Annotated in this window: 14 protein-coding genes, 1 tRNA gene and 1 pseudogene; 10 read left to right on the plus strand and 6 right to left on the minus strand. The window is 63.1% G+C overall.

Translation table 11 applies throughout. The features are described from left to right. A pseudogene (locus HG250_RS04900) lies at positions 1-351 on the minus strand (hypothetical protein); the annotation flags it as partial. Between the two features lie 100 nt (positions 352-451). Between HG250_RS04900 and queF the strand changes: the two are divergent. The 4 genes from queF to HG250_RS04920 all read left to right on the plus strand — a co-directional run bounded on the left by queF (position 452) and on the right by HG250_RS04920 (position 4,154). Then, on the plus strand, positions 452-931 hold the full coding sequence (gene queF / locus HG250_RS04905) for a preQ(1) synthase (protein ID WP_170003281.1): 480 nt from the start codon (positions 452-454) through the stop codon (positions 929-931). 90 nt (positions 932-1,021) lie between these two features. Continuing rightward, entirely contained in the window at positions 1,022-1,879 is an 858-nt protein-coding gene (locus tag HG250_RS04910; protein ID WP_170003283.1) for an N-formylglutamate amidohydrolase, read from the plus strand. Next, on the plus strand, positions 1,876-3,096 hold the full coding sequence (locus tag HG250_RS04915; RefSeq protein WP_170003285.1) for a tyrosine/phenylalanine carboxypeptidase domain-containing protein: 1,221 nt from the start codon (positions 1,876-1,878) through the stop codon (positions 3,094-3,096). The genes HG250_RS04910 and HG250_RS04915 overlap by 4 nt, the downstream gene beginning before the upstream one ends. Continuing rightward, positions 3,093-4,154, plus strand: a complete 1,062-nt coding sequence (locus HG250_RS04920) for an ATP-grasp domain-containing protein (RefSeq protein ID WP_205763533.1) — start codon at positions 3,093-3,095, stop codon at positions 4,152-4,154. The genes HG250_RS04915 and HG250_RS04920 overlap by 4 nt, the downstream gene beginning before the upstream one ends. A 12-nt stretch (positions 4,155-4,166) precedes the next feature. Here HG250_RS04920 and HG250_RS04925 read toward each other — a convergent pair. The 4 genes from HG250_RS04925 to HG250_RS04940 form a co-directional block, all read right to left on the minus strand. Then, a tRNA-Thr gene (locus HG250_RS04925) sits at positions 4,167-4,242 on the minus strand. A gap of 90 nt (positions 4,243-4,332) precedes the next feature. Then, the gene (locus tag HG250_RS04930) at positions 4,333-5,226 is read right to left on the minus strand and encodes a hypothetical protein (RefSeq protein WP_170003287.1); all 894 of its coding nucleotides are present in this window, start codon (positions 5,224-5,226) and stop codon (positions 4,333-4,335) included. Further along, positions 5,223-6,554: a replication-associated recombination protein A gene (locus HG250_RS04935; RefSeq protein WP_170003289.1), complete on the minus strand. Its 1,332-nt coding sequence runs from the start codon at positions 6,552-6,554 to the stop codon at positions 5,223-5,225. Before HG250_RS04935 ends, HG250_RS04930 begins: the two co-directional genes overlap by 4 nt. 158 nt (positions 6,555-6,712) lie before the next feature. Further along, on the minus strand, positions 6,713-7,858 hold the full coding sequence (locus HG250_RS04940; RefSeq protein WP_170003291.1) for a glycosyltransferase family 4 protein: 1,146 nt from the start codon (positions 7,856-7,858) through the stop codon (positions 6,713-6,715). Positions 7,859-8,065: 207 nt separating this feature from the next. Between HG250_RS04940 and HG250_RS04945 the strand changes: the two genes are divergently transcribed. The 3 genes from HG250_RS04945 (at position 8,066) to HG250_RS04955 (ending at position 12,113) form a co-directional block, all read left to right on the plus strand. Further along, positions 8,066-9,226 (plus strand): phosphoserine transaminase, encoded by a 1,161-nt coding sequence (locus HG250_RS04945; protein WP_170003293.1) that lies wholly within the window; start codon positions 8,066-8,068, stop codon positions 9,224-9,226. A gap of 114 nt (positions 9,227-9,340) precedes the next feature. After that, positions 9,341-10,924, plus strand: a complete 1,584-nt coding sequence (serA, locus tag HG250_RS04950; protein WP_170003295.1) for a phosphoglycerate dehydrogenase — start codon at positions 9,341-9,343, stop codon at positions 10,922-10,924. Between the two features lie 28 nt (positions 10,925-10,952). Beyond that, entirely contained in the window at positions 10,953-12,113 is a 1,161-nt protein-coding gene (locus HG250_RS04955; RefSeq protein ID WP_170003297.1) for an ATP phosphoribosyltransferase regulatory subunit, read from the plus strand. A gap of 3 nt (positions 12,114-12,116) precedes the next feature. Here the strand turns inward: HG250_RS04955 and HG250_RS04960 are convergent, their stop codons facing one another. Further along, positions 12,117-12,935 carry an aldo/keto reductase gene (locus HG250_RS04960; RefSeq protein ID WP_170003299.1) on the minus strand — a complete coding sequence of 273 codons (819 nt, stop codon included), beginning with the start codon at positions 12,933-12,935 and terminating at the stop codon, positions 12,117-12,119. Between the two features lie 132 nt (positions 12,936-13,067). On the opposite strand from HG250_RS04960, the gene HG250_RS04965 reads away from it, so the two are divergent. The 3 genes from HG250_RS04965 to HG250_RS04975 all read left to right on the plus strand — a co-directional run bounded on the left by HG250_RS04965 (position 13,068) and on the right by HG250_RS04975 (position 15,323). Then, positions 13,068-14,357, plus strand: coding sequence for an adenylosuccinate synthase (locus tag HG250_RS04965; protein ID WP_170003301.1), 1,290 nt, complete (start codon positions 13,068-13,070; stop codon positions 14,355-14,357). Between the two features lie 2 nt (positions 14,358-14,359). Next, the gene (locus HG250_RS04970) at positions 14,360-14,887 is read left to right on the plus strand and encodes a L,D-transpeptidase family protein (RefSeq protein ID WP_338103863.1); all 528 of its coding nucleotides are present in this window, start codon (positions 14,360-14,362) and stop codon (positions 14,885-14,887) included. 64 nt (positions 14,888-14,951) lie between these two features. Then, complete coding sequence (locus HG250_RS04975) at positions 14,952-15,323, plus strand: hypothetical protein (protein WP_170003303.1); 372 nt, start codon at positions 14,952-14,954, stop codon at positions 15,321-15,323. The last annotated feature ends 98 nt before the right edge of the window (positions 15,324-15,421 follow it).

The following is a 15,421-nucleotide window of genomic DNA, read 5'->3' on the forward strand; positions in this document are numbered from 1 at the left end:
GGGAGCGGCGGAAGGACTGCGGGCGGCTGGCGCTTGCGGCAGGACGATCGGCTGGCGCGGCGCCGGTGTGGTGGGCGCTGCCGTGGGCGTGGCCGTCGGACGGGGAGCGGGTGACGGGGTCGGCGTGGGGGCGGGCCGTGCCGGAGCGTCTTCATCGACCGGGCCGATGATGTCGGGCGGGGGTGTCGGTGCCGGCGGAAGTCTGAAATCCTGCACCCGGCCCTGTCCCAGCGCCGGACCGGCCGCAAGCGGCAGAACGATGGTCGCGAGCACGACACGCAGCAGTGCGGATTTCGTGCAGGCGGGGGCAGGGTGCCTGGATCGCACATCGGGAAAGGAGGTCATGGACATAGAGACGGGCAAAAGGACGCAGGTGCGCTGAATAGGTGGTGAATTGCCGCCCGCCAACGCCCTGCTTGCAGGGCGGCGCACTTCGCGGCATCAGCGCGGCATGGATGACACACTTCAAGATAATGCAGGCGGACAGGGTCCGCAGTTCCTCGGCAGACAGACCCCGCTTCCTGCATCGCCGGAAGATGCGGTGCTCGATTATGTGCCGAACCCGCGTGCAGGCTCGCTCTATCTGGTGCGGTTTGCGGCGCCCGAATTCACCTCGCTCTGCCCGGTGACCGGCCAGCCCGACTTCGCTCATATCGTCATCGATTACGCGCCGGAAAAGACGATCGTCGAATCGAAATCGCTGAAGCTGTTTCTGGGGGCGTTCCGCAACCATTGCGGCTTCCATGAAGACGTGACGGTCGGCATCGGCCAGCGCCTGATGCAGGAGATGGCCCCGCGCTGGCTTCGCATCGGCGGTTACTGGTATCCGCGCGGCGGCATCCCGATCGATGTCTTCTGGCAGAGCGATGCGCCGCCGCGGGGGTTATGGGTGCCGGATCAGGGGGTTGCGTCTTACCGGGGGCGCGGCTGACGCATCCGGATCGCCGTTCCCGCACCTGGTATCGGAGCGGCTGAGGCAGGAAAGATCGGAACGGAGCCTGTGGGGCAGCGTTCACCCGGCATGAACATTTTGCCTGAAGCCGAAGACCTTTCCTCCGAACCCGCAAGCACCGATGCGACCGACAATGCGCCCTGGGACATGATGATCCAGAACGGCCCCGTGATGACGACCGCGATCCACGCCGGCCACACAATTCGTAAATCGCTGCAGCCGTGGCTCGAAATCGATAATGGCGACCGCCTGCGCGAAGAAGACCCGCTGACGGATTACTTCATGGCCGGGGGCGATACCGCCTTCCGGGCGAACCGGTCGCGTTTCGAATTCGATCTCAACCGCCCGGCGGACACCGCGGTAACGGTCGACCCGGAGGATACCTGGGGCCTGAAGATCTGGAACCCCGAATTGCCGCAGGCCGAAAAGGATGCTTCGCTGGCGCTGCATGCCGAATTCTACCGGCTGATGTCGGAGCGGGTTGAGGCGATGATCGCCCGGCACGGCAGGATATTGGTGCTCGATATTCACAGCTACAACCACCGGCGCGACGGGGCGGGCGCGGCTGCGGCGCCACAGGAAGAGAACCCCGATATCGATCTCGGCGCCACGACTCTCCACAAGGCCATCTACGGCGATCTGCTGGACCGCTTCGCCGATGGCCTGCGTAGCCGCACCGTGGCCGGAAAACAGCCGGACGTTCGCGTGAACGTGCGCTGGGAAGACGGCGGCAATTTTCCGGAATGGCTACACGCCGAATATGGCGATGCGGCCTGCGTGATCACGCTGGAATACAAGAAGATCTTCATGAACGAATGGGACCACCGGGCGGATATTCTGGCGATGCAGGATCTGCGCTCCGGCTTCCATGCAGCCGTGCGCCAGGGCCGCGCCGCCTTGTCCCGGCTGGACGGGTTCCGCGCATGAGCAGCAGCGTTCAGCCGCGCGAGGTGGCGCAGCGACATGGCGCAACCCCGCTCTGCGCCGCCGCGCTGGAGGTGGACGAAGCCCTCGCCCGCATGGACCGGCAGGTGGATTGGCTGACCCGGCTTACCCCGGTGAATATCGACGAGATTCGCGACGAATTCTTCGCCAGCGGCTTCCGGCACATGCCGGAAAGCACCTATGGCGAAGGCCTGGTAGGTGACGCGCCCGGCTTGAGAAAAACGCTGTTCGATCTGCCCGTGAGGGATATCCAGAACCCGCGGGTCGAGGCGTTGCTGCTGGAAAAGCAGCGGGAACTTGATCGGCAGATCGAATTGGTGCGCATGCGGGACTGCGATGGCTTCATCATGGCCAGCATCGACCTGTTCGGCCATGTCGACGAACAATTGCTCGACATAGCGGAGACGGTCCTGGCGCGGGTTCCCGTGGTGGAACGCGACAGATCCGACGTGGATGCGGATTATTTCATCGCCGCTGCGAACAGATCGGTGGACGGGTTCAAGGCGCGCTACCCTTCGTTCCGCTGCGAGGTGATCAAGGACGATACGCCGGGCACCGCGCTCTATACTTCCATGGGCAATTTCCATGTCGCCTTCGATTACCGTACTGCCAGCAACCGGGTCGATCCGCTGATCCAGCATGAAATCGGCACTCATGTCGTCACCCGCCACAATGGCCGCTGCCAGCCGCTGCACACTCTGGCCGGCGGTCTGGCTGATTATGACGAATTGCAGGAAGGCATTGCGGTCCTGGCGGAATATCTCGCCGGCTATCTTCCGGCACCGCGTCTGCGCGTATTGGCGGGCCGCGTGATCGCCGCACAGATGGCGGTCGCCCGCGCCAGCGGATCGGAAATCTACGCGCGGCTGGTCGAAGAATGCGACCTGATGCCGGAAATGGCCTTCGACACCGCCTTGCGCGCGAAACGCGGCGGCGGGCTGACCAAGGACGCACTTTATCTGAAAGGCCTCGCGGAACTGCTCGCCTATCTGCGCCATGATGGCGATTTCGAGATCCTGTTCCTGGGCAAGTTCGCCCTGAAACAGCTGCCTATTCTGAAGGACCTGCTGGAGGACGGCATTGTCCTGCCGCCGCAGGTTCTGCCCACCTATCTGCAGGACGACGATGCCCTTCAGCGGCTCGACCGTGTCCGCACACTCACCATCGAGCAACTTTTTCAGGAAAAACCCGAAGCATGACAGATTCCAGGATCAAACTCGCCTTCGTCATCAACGATATCGAGACGGAGCAGGATAATTACACGACCATCCGGCTGGCGCGCAAAGCAGTCGCGCGCGGGCATGAAGTCGCGCTGATCGGCCTCGGCAATTTCATCTATGACTGGAGCGAAGCGATCTGCGCCATGGCGACCATGAGCAAGATCGACACATTCGACGATGACACCAGCTATCTGGCGCATTTGCAGGACGGGGAGATCGACAACCACCGCATCGCCCTTGCCGATTGGGATGTGCTGATGCTGCGCGGCGATCCGGCGGAAGAACTCGGCACCCGCAATTGGGCACCCTCCTCCAGCCTGTTGTTCGCGCAACTCGCGGCGCGCAACCAGACCATCGTCCTCAACGATCCGCAGCATCTGACCGACGCGCAGAACAAGACCTATTTCCAGGGTTTCCCTGAAGATGTCCGTCCCGAAACCACGATCACCCGCGTGCCTGCCGAAATCGAGCGGTTTCTGGAGGCGCATGGCGGCAAGGGTGTGATCAAGCCGCTGCAGGGTTCGGGCGGGCAGGGCGTGTTCATCATCGACGAGAACAACCGCCAGAATCTGAACCAGATCATGGAGGCGGTGATCCGCGACGGCTATGCCATCGTGCAGGAATATCTGCCTGCCGCCAGCGAGGGCGATCTGCGGATGCTGACGATGAACGGCCGCCCGCTGAAGGTGGACGACACCTATGCCTGTCTGCACCGCTTCAGCCAGACCGAGGATCACCGTTCCAACATCTCTGCCGGTGGCGGCGTCGAGATGGTCGATCCGCCGGAAATTGCGCTGAAGATCGCCGAGATCGTCGGACCCAAGCTGATCGACGACGGCATGTATCTGACCGGCCTCGACATCGCGGGCGACAAGATGATGGAGATCAACGTCGACACGCCCGGCGGCCTCAACTTTATCGAGGATCTGAGCGGCGTGAATTTCTCCGGCGCGATCATCGACGATCTGGAGCGCAAGGTGCGGCTGCAGCGTCAGTACGGCGGCACGCTGACCAATCGCCAGCTCGCGGTAATCTGATCGGGCGGAGGATGGTGCCGGCTAGAGGATTCGAACCCCTGGCCCCCTGATTACAAATCAGGTGCTCTACCAACTGAGCTAAGCCGGCTGACCGAACGGTCCAGTGGCCGTCCCATGCAATAAGGGGCGGTCACAAGTAAAGACTTTCCTGTCTCTCGCAGGCGCGACCGTCGGATTATCAGGGCACGCCGAAGGTCCAGCCTTCGGTTCGGGCGATGCCATCCGTCATGTCGGCAGGTGCCCACAAAGCGGCTTCGGATGAACATGTGCGGAGCCAGGCGGCCACCATTACAGCATCGGCGGAATGGTCGTCGATCGGTCCAGTAAGCCCGCAGCAGGGTGAACCGAGCGCTACGAGCACGCTATCCAGTTCCGCCGCTGTCTTCACCTTGCTGCGGCCTGGCGACCTGCCGCCGGCCAAGGCGGCAATGGCCGTGTAGATTTCGACGATGACGCTGCCGCGCGGCCCGATCTCGTCCACCGGCCAGACCGGAATGTGTCCTGCCAATTCATGCAGCACGCGCATCCCGGTCAGACTGGATTTGCCCACCTGCGATGCGCCGACGAGGTTGAAATTCGAAGTCGGCCTGCACCCCATCTCGGCCTGGCGGCGTTCCGTCACCCTGAACCGGCCCATGCCGTGATCGGCGCCGTCGCAGCGAAATGCTGCGCCTTCGCGGGCGCCATGTCGACGAAAATAAGAGCGAAAACGCGGATCGTCGACAAAGGTCGTGGCACCGAAATACGGGTCGGCCTCGCAGATTTCCGCGACCATTCGCCAAAGGTTTCGGGCGTCGGGCGGGCTGTCGGCTGGCGGCAGACCTGGAAAGAAGGCGTCGCAATCGGCGAAGGGAAGGCCGATGCCGAGATCGAGCCCGACGAGCGAATCCGGCGGCAGATCGTCACGCAGATAAGCGAGCACCTCTGCCCGCGACCATCTGCGTTGCGGTTCGAGCAGCGTGGGCGGCCCGCCCGCTGCATCCGCCTGTGCCACGGCGATCCCCCGGTGCCGTTCTCCTGCGGCCCCTGACCAATCCACGCCGATGAAGTGGCGAAATCGGCCCGCTGTCATGCTCCGCCGCCGCGTGCGAGCCTCTCCCTTTCCCACCAGTCCAGCCTTTCGCGAATCTTGCGTTCGAAGCCGCGCTCCACCGGGGTATAATAGGTCTGAGGCTCCATGCCGTCGGGCCAGTAATTCGCACCTGAAAACCCGCCTATCGCATCATGATCATAGGCGTAACCCTTGCCGTATCCGATATCCTTCATCAGCCTGGTCGGTGCGTTCAGGATATTTGCAGGCGGCATCAGGCTGCCGGTATCGCGTGCACTGCGAAAGGCGGATTTCTGCGCCTTGTACACCGCATTCGATTTGGGCGCGGTGGCGAGATAGAGGCAGGCCTGTACGATGGCGAGTTCGCCTTCGGGGCTGCCCAGGAATTCATAGGCATCCTTTGCCGCCAGACATTGCGGCAGGGCATTCGGATCGGCGAGGCCGATATCCTCGATGGCCATGCGCACCAGCCGTCGCAGCAGAAAGAGCGGCTCTTCACCCGCCACCAGCATGCGCGCGAGGTAATACAGCGCCGCCTGCGGATCGGACCCGCGCACCGCCTTGTGGAGCGCGGAGATCAGATTGTAATGCCCCTCGCGGTCCTTGTCGTAAACCGCGACCCTGCGTTGCAGGAACTGGCCGAGTCGCGCCGGGCCGAGCGCCTCGTCGATCCTTGCCGCATAAAGCGTTTCCGCCTGGTTCAACAGAAACCGTCCGTCGCCATCGGCGCTGGCGACCAGTGCCTCGCGCGCTTCGGGCGTCAGCGGCAGCGCGCCTTCCAGTTCCTCGGCTCGGCCCAGCAGGCGCGCAAGAGCCGCGGCGTCGAGGCGATGCAGGATGAGGACTTGCGCGCGGCTCAGCAATGCGGCGTTGATCTCGAAGCTGGGATTTTCGGTCGTGGCACCGACCAGCGTCACCGTCCCGCGTTCGACGAAGGGCAGGAAACCGTCCTGCTGCGCCCTGTTGAAACGGTGGATCTCGTCCACGAACAGCAGCGTCCGCTGCCCGGCCTGAGCCGCGCGGTCGGCCTCGGCGAAAGCTTTCTTCAGATCGGCAACCCCGGAAAATACGGCGCTGACGGCTTGGAATCGCATGCCAACCGCATCGGCCAGCAGGCGGGCGATGCTGGTCTTCCCGGTGCCGGGCGGGCCCCACAGGATCATGCTCGACAACCGGCCCGCGGCGACCATGCGGCCAATCGCGCCTTCCGGCCCGGTCAGATGTTCCTGTCCGATGACCGCGCACAGGCTTGCAGGACGAAGCCGGTCGGCCAGCGGCGCGTCATCCCGCAGCGGGATGGAGGGAGCGGGCGAGGGCGGGGGCGGAACGTCGCCAAACAGGTCGGCCATGGCATCCATGTAGGGGCAGTGTCAGGCATTTGCCATGCCGTTCGCCGCCGCATGTGATGGCGCGAAGGGCTGGAAGAGGACCGATCCATGGCGGATCAGGTAAGGCGCAGCACGTCCCTCGCACCCGCGGGTAATCTTGGGCCGGGACGGGCCATCGCTCAGGAGGAAGCTGCAACCAGGCGCAGGTAGGTCTCGGCCATGACCTTGTTGATCGCATCCCAAGAATAATCCCGGCTGCGTCTTTCACCCGCTTCTCCATGCGCGGTGCGCAGGGCGGCATCTGCCAGATAGGGTGCAAGAGCGTCGGCGAAACCGTCTGCGCTGCCGGGCGGCACCAGCTTGCCAGTGACGCCGTCCTCCACCAGGCTGGTGCTTCCGGTGGCGGCGCTGGCGACCACGGGCAGGCCGCTCGCCATCGCTTCCAGCGTGACATTACCGAAGGTTTCTGTGATGCTGGGATTGAAGAAGATGTCCGCGCTCGCCAGCGCCCGCCCAAGGTCCGCGCCGCTCTGGAATCCCACGAATTTCCCTGTGGGCAGGGCGGTTTCGAACCAGCCGCGCGCAGGGCCATCGCCGATCACGATGATCTTGGGCGCCCTGCTGCGGTCCTTCAGACGGTCGATGGTCTGCGCGAAACGATCGAGCCCCTTTTCCATGACCAGCCGGCCAAGAAAGGCGATGGCGACATCGTCATCGGCAATGCCCAGACTACGTCGCCATTCAGGATCCCGCCGTTCGGGGCCGAAGATGTCGCGATCGACGCCGCGCGACCAGATGCCGATGTCTCTGTTCATCCGCTGTTCGCGCAAGACCTCCACCATGCTTGGCGAAGGGGTGACGAGCGCGTCGCAGCGGCGGTAGAAATCGCCGATCCAGCGCTCCAGCACCGGTTCGAGGAAACCGACGCCGTAATAGCGCGGATAGGTTTCGAAGCGGGTATGCACCGATGCCAGCACCGGTATGCGGCGTTTCTTGGCCCAGCGCAGCGCCGCCCGTGCGCTGAAATCGGGCGATGAGACATGGATGATATTCGGTGCGAAGCGCGCCAGATCGTCCCTTGCCGCCGCAGACAAGCCCAGCGGCACGCGATATTCGCTGCGCCCGGGTATGGCGATGGAAGGCAGGCTGACCAGATCGCCCTGCTGCCGGAAGGCAGGGTTTTCGACGGTGGGCGAATAGACGCGCACCGCCGCCCCCTGCCGCAGCAGATATTCGACGAGCCGGTTCAACGCCTTGTTCGCGCCGTCGAGCGTAACATTGTAATTGCCGCTGAACAGCGCGATGCGAAGGCCGGTTACATCCATCACGCGCCGCCTTAAACGCTGCATTGCAGATTGGCGAGAGCCGACACCGCCTTTGATTGGCAGACCCGGCGAAGTGACGCGGCGTCCCTGTGGCACGACCTGCCGAGACACGCGCCGCGCCGCTTGACGCGGCCAGGGCAAACGGACACTGCGGCAGCGGGCCACGCGGTCCCAACGCCGCGCGAGCTCTCTGCAAGGAGAGAATACATGACTGCAAGAACACCTGAACTGAAGCCTGAACGCCCTTTCTTTTCCTCCGGTCCGACGGTGAAATTCCCTGGCTGGTCATTGGATCGGCTGAAAACCGAATCGCTGGGCCGCTCGCATCGCAGCGCGGTCGGCAAGGCGCGGCTGAAATATGCCATCGACCTGTCGAAGGAATTGCTCGGTATCCCCGAGGATTACCTCGTCGGCATCATGCCCGCTTCCGATACCGGTGCGCTGGAATGCGCGATGTGGACGATGCTGGGCACCGGCCCTGCGACGGTCGCCGCCTGGGAAAGCTTCGGCAACGTCTGGATTCAGGATGCGGTCAAGCAGTTGAAACTACCCCGGCTGACCACGCTGGATGCCGATTACGGCCACATCCCCGACCTGTCCGCCATCCCGCAGGACAACGACGTGGTCTTCACCTGGAACGGCACGACTTCGGGCGCGCGCATTCCCGATACGGACTGGCTGGAGCCGGGCCGCAAGGGCGTGACCATCAACGATGCGACCAGCGCGATCTTCGCGCAGGAGATGGACTGGCCCAGGCTGGATGCCACTACCTACAGTTGGCAGAAGGTCATGGGCAGCGAAGCCCAGCATGGCATGCTGATCCTGTCGCCCAAGGCGGTGGAGCGGATCGAGAGCTACGATCCCGAATGGCCGCTGCCCAAGCTGTTCCGGCTGAAGAAGGGCGGCAAGATCGACCGCGCCATTTTCGAAGGGGCCACCATCAATACACCCAGCCTGCTCGCGACCGAGGATTACATCGCGGCATTGGAGTGGGCGAAAAGCATCGGCGGACGCAAGGCGATGTTCGAACGCGCCGACGCCAATGCGAAGATCGTGACCGACTGGATCGAGGCCACGCCGTATTTACGCAACATGGTGCCCGACCCGGCGCAGCGGACGAACACGGGCGTCTGCTTCGTGTTTCAGGGCGACTGGTACGAAAGCCTCTCGGCGGAAGATCAGGCGGGAGTTCCGAAGAAGATCGCCGCGATGCTCGACGAGCGCGATGTCGGTTACGATTTCAACGGCTACCGCGATGCGCCGCCTTCCTTGCGCATCTGGTGCGGCGGCACGGTCGAGCAGGAGGATCTGAAACGCCTGCTGCCCTGGATCGAATGGGCTTACGAACAGGTCAAGTCGGGCACCTGAACGCCTGCTGACCGTGCGATGTGGCGCGCCTGCCGCAAGTGAAGGCGCGCCAATCAGCCTGACTTCGATCCCGCCCGCGCCCCGCGCGCTGAACCGGCATAGACGAGAACAATCATGACCAAACCCAAAGTGCTCATATCCGACAAGATGGATCCCAACGCCGCACGCATATTCAAGGAAAATGGCTGCGACGTCGATGTCATCACCGGCCAGTCGCCCGAGGAACTGAAAGCGATGATCGGCCAGTATGACGGCCTCGCCATCCGGTCCTCCACCACCGTCACACCGGAGATCCTCGACGCGGCCACCAATCTGAAGGTGATCGGACGCGCCGGGATCGGGGTCGACAATGTCGACATCCCCTATGCCAGCGGCAAGGGCGTCGTGGTGATGAACACGCCCTTCGGCAATTCGATCACCACCGCCGAACATGCGATTGCGATGATCATGGCGCTGGCGCGGCAATTGCCCGAAGCCAATGAATCCACGCAGGCGGGCAAGTGGGAAAAGAGCCGCTTCATGGGCGTGGAGGTAACCGGGAAGGTGCTCGGCCTGATCGGCGCGGGCAATATCGGCTCCATCGTCGCCAGCCGCGCACAGGGGCTGCGTATGAAGGTAATCGCCTATGATCCCTTCCTGACGGAAGAACGCGGCGTCGAACTCGGTATCGAGAAGGTGGATCTGGACGGCCTCCTTGAACGGGCCGACTTCATCAGCCTGCACACGCCCCTGACCGATCAGACCCGCAACATATTATCCGCGGAGAACCTGGCGAAAACGAAGGAAGGCGTACAAATCGTCAATTGCGCGCGAGGCGGCTTGATCGACGAAGCGGCATTGAAGGCGGGTCTGGAATCGGGCCATATCGCGGGTGCGGCTCTGGATGTGTTCGCCAGGGAACCGGCAAAGGAAAACCCGCTGTTCGGCACGCCGAACTTTATCTGCACTCCGCATCTCGGCGCATCGACGACCGAGGCGCAGGTCAACGTCGCCCTGCAGGTGGCCGAACAGATGAGCGATTTTCTGGTCAACGGCGGCGTTTCCAACGCCCTCAACATGCCCAGCCTTTCGGCAGAGGAAGCGCCCAAGCTGCGGCCCTATATGGCGCTGGCCGAAAACCTCGGCAAGCTGGTCGGCCAGCTGGCGCATGGTAATCTGACCACCATCAGCATCGAACGCGAAGGCGCGGCGGCGCAGCTGAATGGCAAACCGATCACCGGCGCGGTGCTGGCCGGGCTGATGGGGCAATATTCGCAGAGCGTGAACATGGTCAACGCGCCCTATCTTGCCAAGGAACGCGGGCTGGACGTGCGTGAAATCCGGCATGATCGCGAAGGCGATTACCAGACCCTGATCCGCGTTACGGTGGCCACCAGCCAGGGTGACCGGTCGGTGGCGGGAACGCTGTTCGGCAAGGCGGAGCCGCGCCTGGTCGAAATCTTCGGCATCGGGATCGAGGCCGATCTCGAAGGTCACATGCTCTACATCGTCAATGATGACGCGCCCGGCTTCATCGGCCGGATCGGATCACTGCTCGGTGAAAAGAACATCAACATCGGCACGTTCCACCTCGGCCGCAGAAAGACAGGCGGCGAAGCGGTGCTGCTGCTGTCGGTGGACCAGGAACTGACCGACGATGTGATGCAAGCGGCCTGTTCGCTGGAAGGTGTGCGGGTGGCGAAGTCACTGGAATTCTGAACCCGGCTGGGGCATGCGCGGCGGCGCCATGACCGATAGAACAGCCCCTTCTTCAGCGCCCACCGGCGCGTCACCGATTTCCAGCCCCCTGGCAGACCTTCTGCCGGAAGGGCTGGCAGACCGCCTGCCCAAGGCCGCCGCCGCCACGATGCGTGCGATGGCAGCGGCGCTGGAGGCGATGGACCTGCATGGTTACGACCGCGTCAGCCCGCCGCTGGTCGAGTTCGAGGCTGCACTGGCGCGCCGGATGAACGGCGATTCGCCGGAAAGGATGTTCCGCTTCATCGATCCCGCTTCGCTGCGAATGCTGGCCCTGCGGTCCGATATCACGCCGCAGATCGGGCGCATCGCCGCCACCGGGCTGCGGGATGCGGCGCGGCCCTTGCGGCTTTGTTATGCGGGCGAGGTCGCGCTGATCCGGGCCGACCAGCTCGACCCTGCGCGCCAGCGCCTGCAGCTTGGCGCCGAACTCATCGGCAGCGACACGATGGCGGCGGCGGCAGAAATCGTCATCCTGGCTGTCGAGGCGCTGAAGGCGGCCGGCGCGCGCGAGATATCGGTCGATTTTACCATGCCCGATCTCGTGGATGTGCTTGCAGCGGGGCCGATGCCCTTGCAGGCGGACCAGATCGCTGCAGTGCGGCGCGAACTCGACACCAAGGATGCCGGCGGGCTGAAAGCGGCTGGCGGCGATACCTACCTGCCGTTGCTCTATGCCACAGGCGATATCGAGAGGGCCGCGGGATTGCTGCGCGAACTCGATGACGGCGGCGCGCTGGCGAGCCGGATCGATGCCTTTGAACAGGTCACTGCACGCGTGGGTGATGCAGCCCGCGTCACTCTCGACCCGACCGAACGGCACGGGTTCGAATATCAGAGCTGGTTCGGGTTCACCCTCTATGCCGGAAACGCCGCCGGCGCGCTCGGCCGGGGCGGCACATATCATATTGCAGGCAGCGACGAGGCTGCGACGGGCTTCTCGCTCTATCTCGACCCGCTGATCGACGCGCTCGATGGTCGTGCCGCCAGACGCGACACGCTGTTCCTGCCGCAGGGCCATGATCGCGGCGCCGCCGACCGCCTGCGGGCCATCGGCTGGCGCACGATCGCGGCACTGGACGATACCGACGATGCGGCGGCTCTGGGCTGCACGCATCGCCTGATCGGCGTGGACGTACAGCCCGTCTGAGCCTCAGCAGAAGCGGGCGGGATCGGGGCCGATACGTCCGTCGGGGCTGTCCAATGCGTCGATTGCCGCCATCTGCTGCTCGTCGAGCGTGAAACTCGTCGCGGTGAAATTATCCTCGATATGGCTTTTCGACGAGGCCTTGGGGATGACGGCCAGCCCGTGCTGCATGTGCCAGCGGATGATGATTGCAGCGGGCGACTGCCCGGTGTCTTCGGCGATGCGGGTGATCGTTTCCTGCTTCAGGCCATCGCCCTGACCCAGCGGCGACCAGCTCTGCGTCACGATGCCCATTTCCTCGTGAAGTCGCCGAAGTTCCTTCTGCTGGAAGGAGGGATGCAGCTCGATCTGGTTCAGCGCAGGTGTAACGCCCGTCTCACGCACGATCCTTTCCAGGTTGTCCGGCATGAAGTTGGAAACGCCGATGGACTTTGCCTTGCCGGCATCGCGCAATTCGATGAACGCTTGCCAGGTATCGACATAGTTCCCCTTGTCGGCACAGGGCCAGTGGATCAGCAGCAGGTCGACACTATCGCGGCCGAGCCGCCCGAGGCATTTGTCGAAAGCTGCGAGACTTTCGCGGTGGCCCTGCTGGTCGTTCCAGATCTTCGTGGTGAGCCAGATATCGTCATGCGCTTCGAGAGCGCGGCCGACGCCCTTTTCATTCCGGTAGATAGCGGCAGTATCGATCAGCCGGTATCCCGCTTCCACCGCCATGGATACGGCCTGCGTTACATCGGCATCCTCGATCTGGTAGGTTCCGAAACCCAGCTGCGGCATGCTGCGGCCATCGTTCAGGGTGAGGGTGGGTGCCTTATCGGGCATCGAGCGTCTCCATGGATCGGGATTTTGCGCGGATCGCGTGAATTATCAGCCGAAATGCTGGACGCTCCGCCATTCCATCCCTAATGCCCGAGGCCGATTTCCTATCCCGAATTGCGAGCAAAAGGCGCGTTCATGGCGAATGTTACGGTGATCGGTGCCCAGTGGGGCGACGAAGGCAAAGGCAAGATCGTCGACTGGCTGGCCAGCCGCGCCGACGCGGTCGTTCGCTTCCAGGGCGGGCACAATGCCGGCCACACGCTGGTGATCGACGGCAAGGTCTTCAAGCTGAGCCTGCTGCCTTCGGGTATCGTGTCGGGCACCCTGTCGATCATCGGCAATGGCGTGGTGCTGGACCCCTGGGCCTTGCAATCCGAGGTCGAGAAACTGGAAGCGCAGGGCGTCTCCATCAGCGACGACAATTTTGCCATTGCCGACAATTGCCCGCTGATCCTGCCCATGCACCGCGATCTGGACGGTTTGCGCGAAGCTGCTGCCGGTTCGGGCAAGATCGGCACGACCGGGCGGGGCATCGGCCCGGCTTACGAAGACAAGGTCGGGCGCCGTGCGATCCGGGTCTGCGACCTTGCGCATCTCGACTCGCTCGATCCGCAGCTCGACCGGCTATGCGCCCATCACGATGCGTTGCGGGCAGGTTTCGACCAGCCGCCGGTCGATCGTAGCGCGCTGCTGGAGGAGCTCCGCGAAATCGCACCCTTCGTGATGCGTTTCGCGCAGCCTGTCTGGAAACGGCTGAAGAAGGTGAAGCGTGCAGGGGCGAAGATCCTGTTCGAAGGGGCGCAGGGCGTATTGCTCGATGTCGATCACGGCACCTATCCCTTCGTTACCAGCTCCAACACAGTCAGCGGCACGGCAGCCAGCGGATCGGGGCTGGGGCCGAATTCCACGGGCTTCGTGCTCGGCATCGTCAAGGCCTATACCACGCGCGTGGGCAGCGGACCCTTTCCGACCGAACTCGATGATATGGACGGGCAGACGCTGGGCGAGCGAGGCCATGAATTCGGCGTGGTAACCGGGCGCAAGCGGCGCTGCGGCTGGTTCGATGCGGTCATCGTGCGGCAAAGCTGCGCGATCTCCGGCGTGACCGGCATCGCGCTCACCAAGGTCGATGTTCTCGACGGGTTCGAGACGGTGAAGATCTGCACCGGCTATCGGCTGCGCGGCAAGGTCTATGACTATCTTCCTGCCCATGCCGCCGACCAGGCCGCTGTCGAACCGATCTACGAGGAGATGGAAGGCTGGCAGCAGACGACCGCCGGCGCGCGGAGCTGGGCCGACCTGCCGGCCAACGCGATAAAATATATCCAGCGCGTACAGGAGTTGATCGAAACTCCGGTGGCACTGGTTTCCACAAGCCCGGAACGCGATGACACGATCCTCGTGCGCGATCCATTCATGGATTGACCGTGGTTGTGCGGTGGCCCGGCAGCGTCCTGCTTGCCGCCGTGCTGGCGGCCTGCGCCGCAGCGCCGATTCAGTCCTTACCGGCTTCGGAACCGCCGCAGATTCAGCGTCCTCCGGAACGATCCATCCTCGTCGACAAATCCGACCGGGTTCTGGTGCTGTTCGAAGGCGAACGGCCGATCCGCATCTACCGTGACCTCCGGTTCGGCGATGCGCCCACGGGACACAAGCAGTTCCAGGGGGATGAACGCACGCCTGAAGGACGATATCGGATCGACGCCCGCAATCCGCGCAGCGCCTATCATCTCTCGCTGCGGATCAGCTATCCCAACGCGCAGGACCGTGCCTTTGCAAAGGCGCAGGGCCGATCGCCGGGCGGTGACATCTTCCTGCACGGCCAACCGAACGATTTCACCGGAGAGCGGATCGAGGACGACTGGACCGATGGCTGTATCGCGCTCGGCAATGCCGAAATTGCAGAGCTCTGGCAGATGGTGCCGGATGGCAGTATCGTTGAAATCAGGCCGTAAAAGACAGGAGCTTTTGCGGATATTTTCAACGAGATTTGCTTTAAGTAAACGTAGGGATCGACTTATGCAGCAAGAGGATTTCGACTACGACTCTAAGCTAGATAATCCGAAAAGGCGTCGTACAAGTCTGGATATTTTTTCCGATGACGTGGGATTTAGAGCAGAGATAGAGAGGGATGTCGAAGGTCTGGCATTCGCTATACGAAGGTCGGCAAATCATGCTGCTGTATTCAAGCAGGATGTATCATCTGCGGCAGATGTAACGATCCTTGATTGTAAAGACATAGATGACGATTGTTGCGAACAGTTAGCGGCGTTCGATAAAAAAGTGGCGAAGTCGAATCATTACCTTATCGTCAGCACAAATCTTGCAAATCTCGATCGGGTTTTCGGCTGCTTTCGCGAGTCTAGGCTTCGTGGACAAAGCTTGACCTGAGACTCGACCGCTGATTCAAGGCTACCTTTTGGAGGCAGCATTGGGTGAGCGGGTTGGTGTGTCGGGTGACGAGTGGGCTTTGATCGGCCCACTGCTAC

This window comes from Pseudopontixanthobacter vadosimaris (genome assembly GCF_012979275.1).
GTDB lineage: Bacteria > Pseudomonadota > Alphaproteobacteria > Sphingomonadales > Sphingomonadaceae > Pseudopontixanthobacter > Pseudopontixanthobacter vadosimaris.

Bases quoted from the DNA above. Each gene is read 5' to 3' on its own strand.
- queF (WP_170003281.1), top strand. From the start codon at position 452: ATGGATGACACACTTCAAGATAATGCAGGCGGACAGGGTCCGCAGTTC.
- HG250_RS04910 (WP_170003283.1), top strand. From the start codon at position 1,022: ATGAACATTTTGCCTGAAGCCGAAGACCTTTCCTCCGAACCCGCAAGC.
- HG250_RS04915 (WP_170003285.1), top strand. From the start codon at position 1,876: ATGAGCAGCAGCGTTCAGCCGCGCGAGGTGGCGCAGCGACATGGCGCA.
- HG250_RS04920 (WP_205763533.1), top strand. From the start codon at position 3,093: ATGACAGATTCCAGGATCAAACTCGCCTTCGTCATCAACGATATCGAG.
- HG250_RS04930 (WP_170003287.1), bottom strand. From the start codon at position 5,226: ATGACAGCGGGCCGATTTCGCCACTTCATCGGCGTGGATTGGTCAGGG.
- HG250_RS04935 (WP_170003289.1), bottom strand. From the start codon at position 6,554: ATGGCCGACCTGTTTGGCGACGTTCCGCCCCCGCCCTCGCCCGCTCCC.
- HG250_RS04940 (WP_170003291.1), bottom strand. From the start codon at position 7,858: ATGGATGTAACCGGCCTTCGCATCGCGCTGTTCAGCGGCAATTACAAT.
- HG250_RS04945 (WP_170003293.1), top strand. From the start codon at position 8,066: ATGACTGCAAGAACACCTGAACTGAAGCCTGAACGCCCTTTCTTTTCC.
- serA (WP_170003295.1), top strand. From the start codon at position 9,341: ATGACCAAACCCAAAGTGCTCATATCCGACAAGATGGATCCCAACGCC.
- HG250_RS04955 (WP_170003297.1), top strand. From the start codon at position 10,953: ATGACCGATAGAACAGCCCCTTCTTCAGCGCCCACCGGCGCGTCACCG.
- HG250_RS04960 (WP_170003299.1), bottom strand. From the start codon at position 12,935: ATGCCCGATAAGGCACCCACCCTCACCCTGAACGATGGCCGCAGCATG.
- HG250_RS04965 (WP_170003301.1), top strand. From the start codon at position 13,068: ATGGCGAATGTTACGGTGATCGGTGCCCAGTGGGGCGACGAAGGCAAA.
- HG250_RS04975 (WP_170003303.1), top strand. From the start codon at position 14,952: ATGCAGCAAGAGGATTTCGACTACGACTCTAAGCTAGATAATCCGAAA.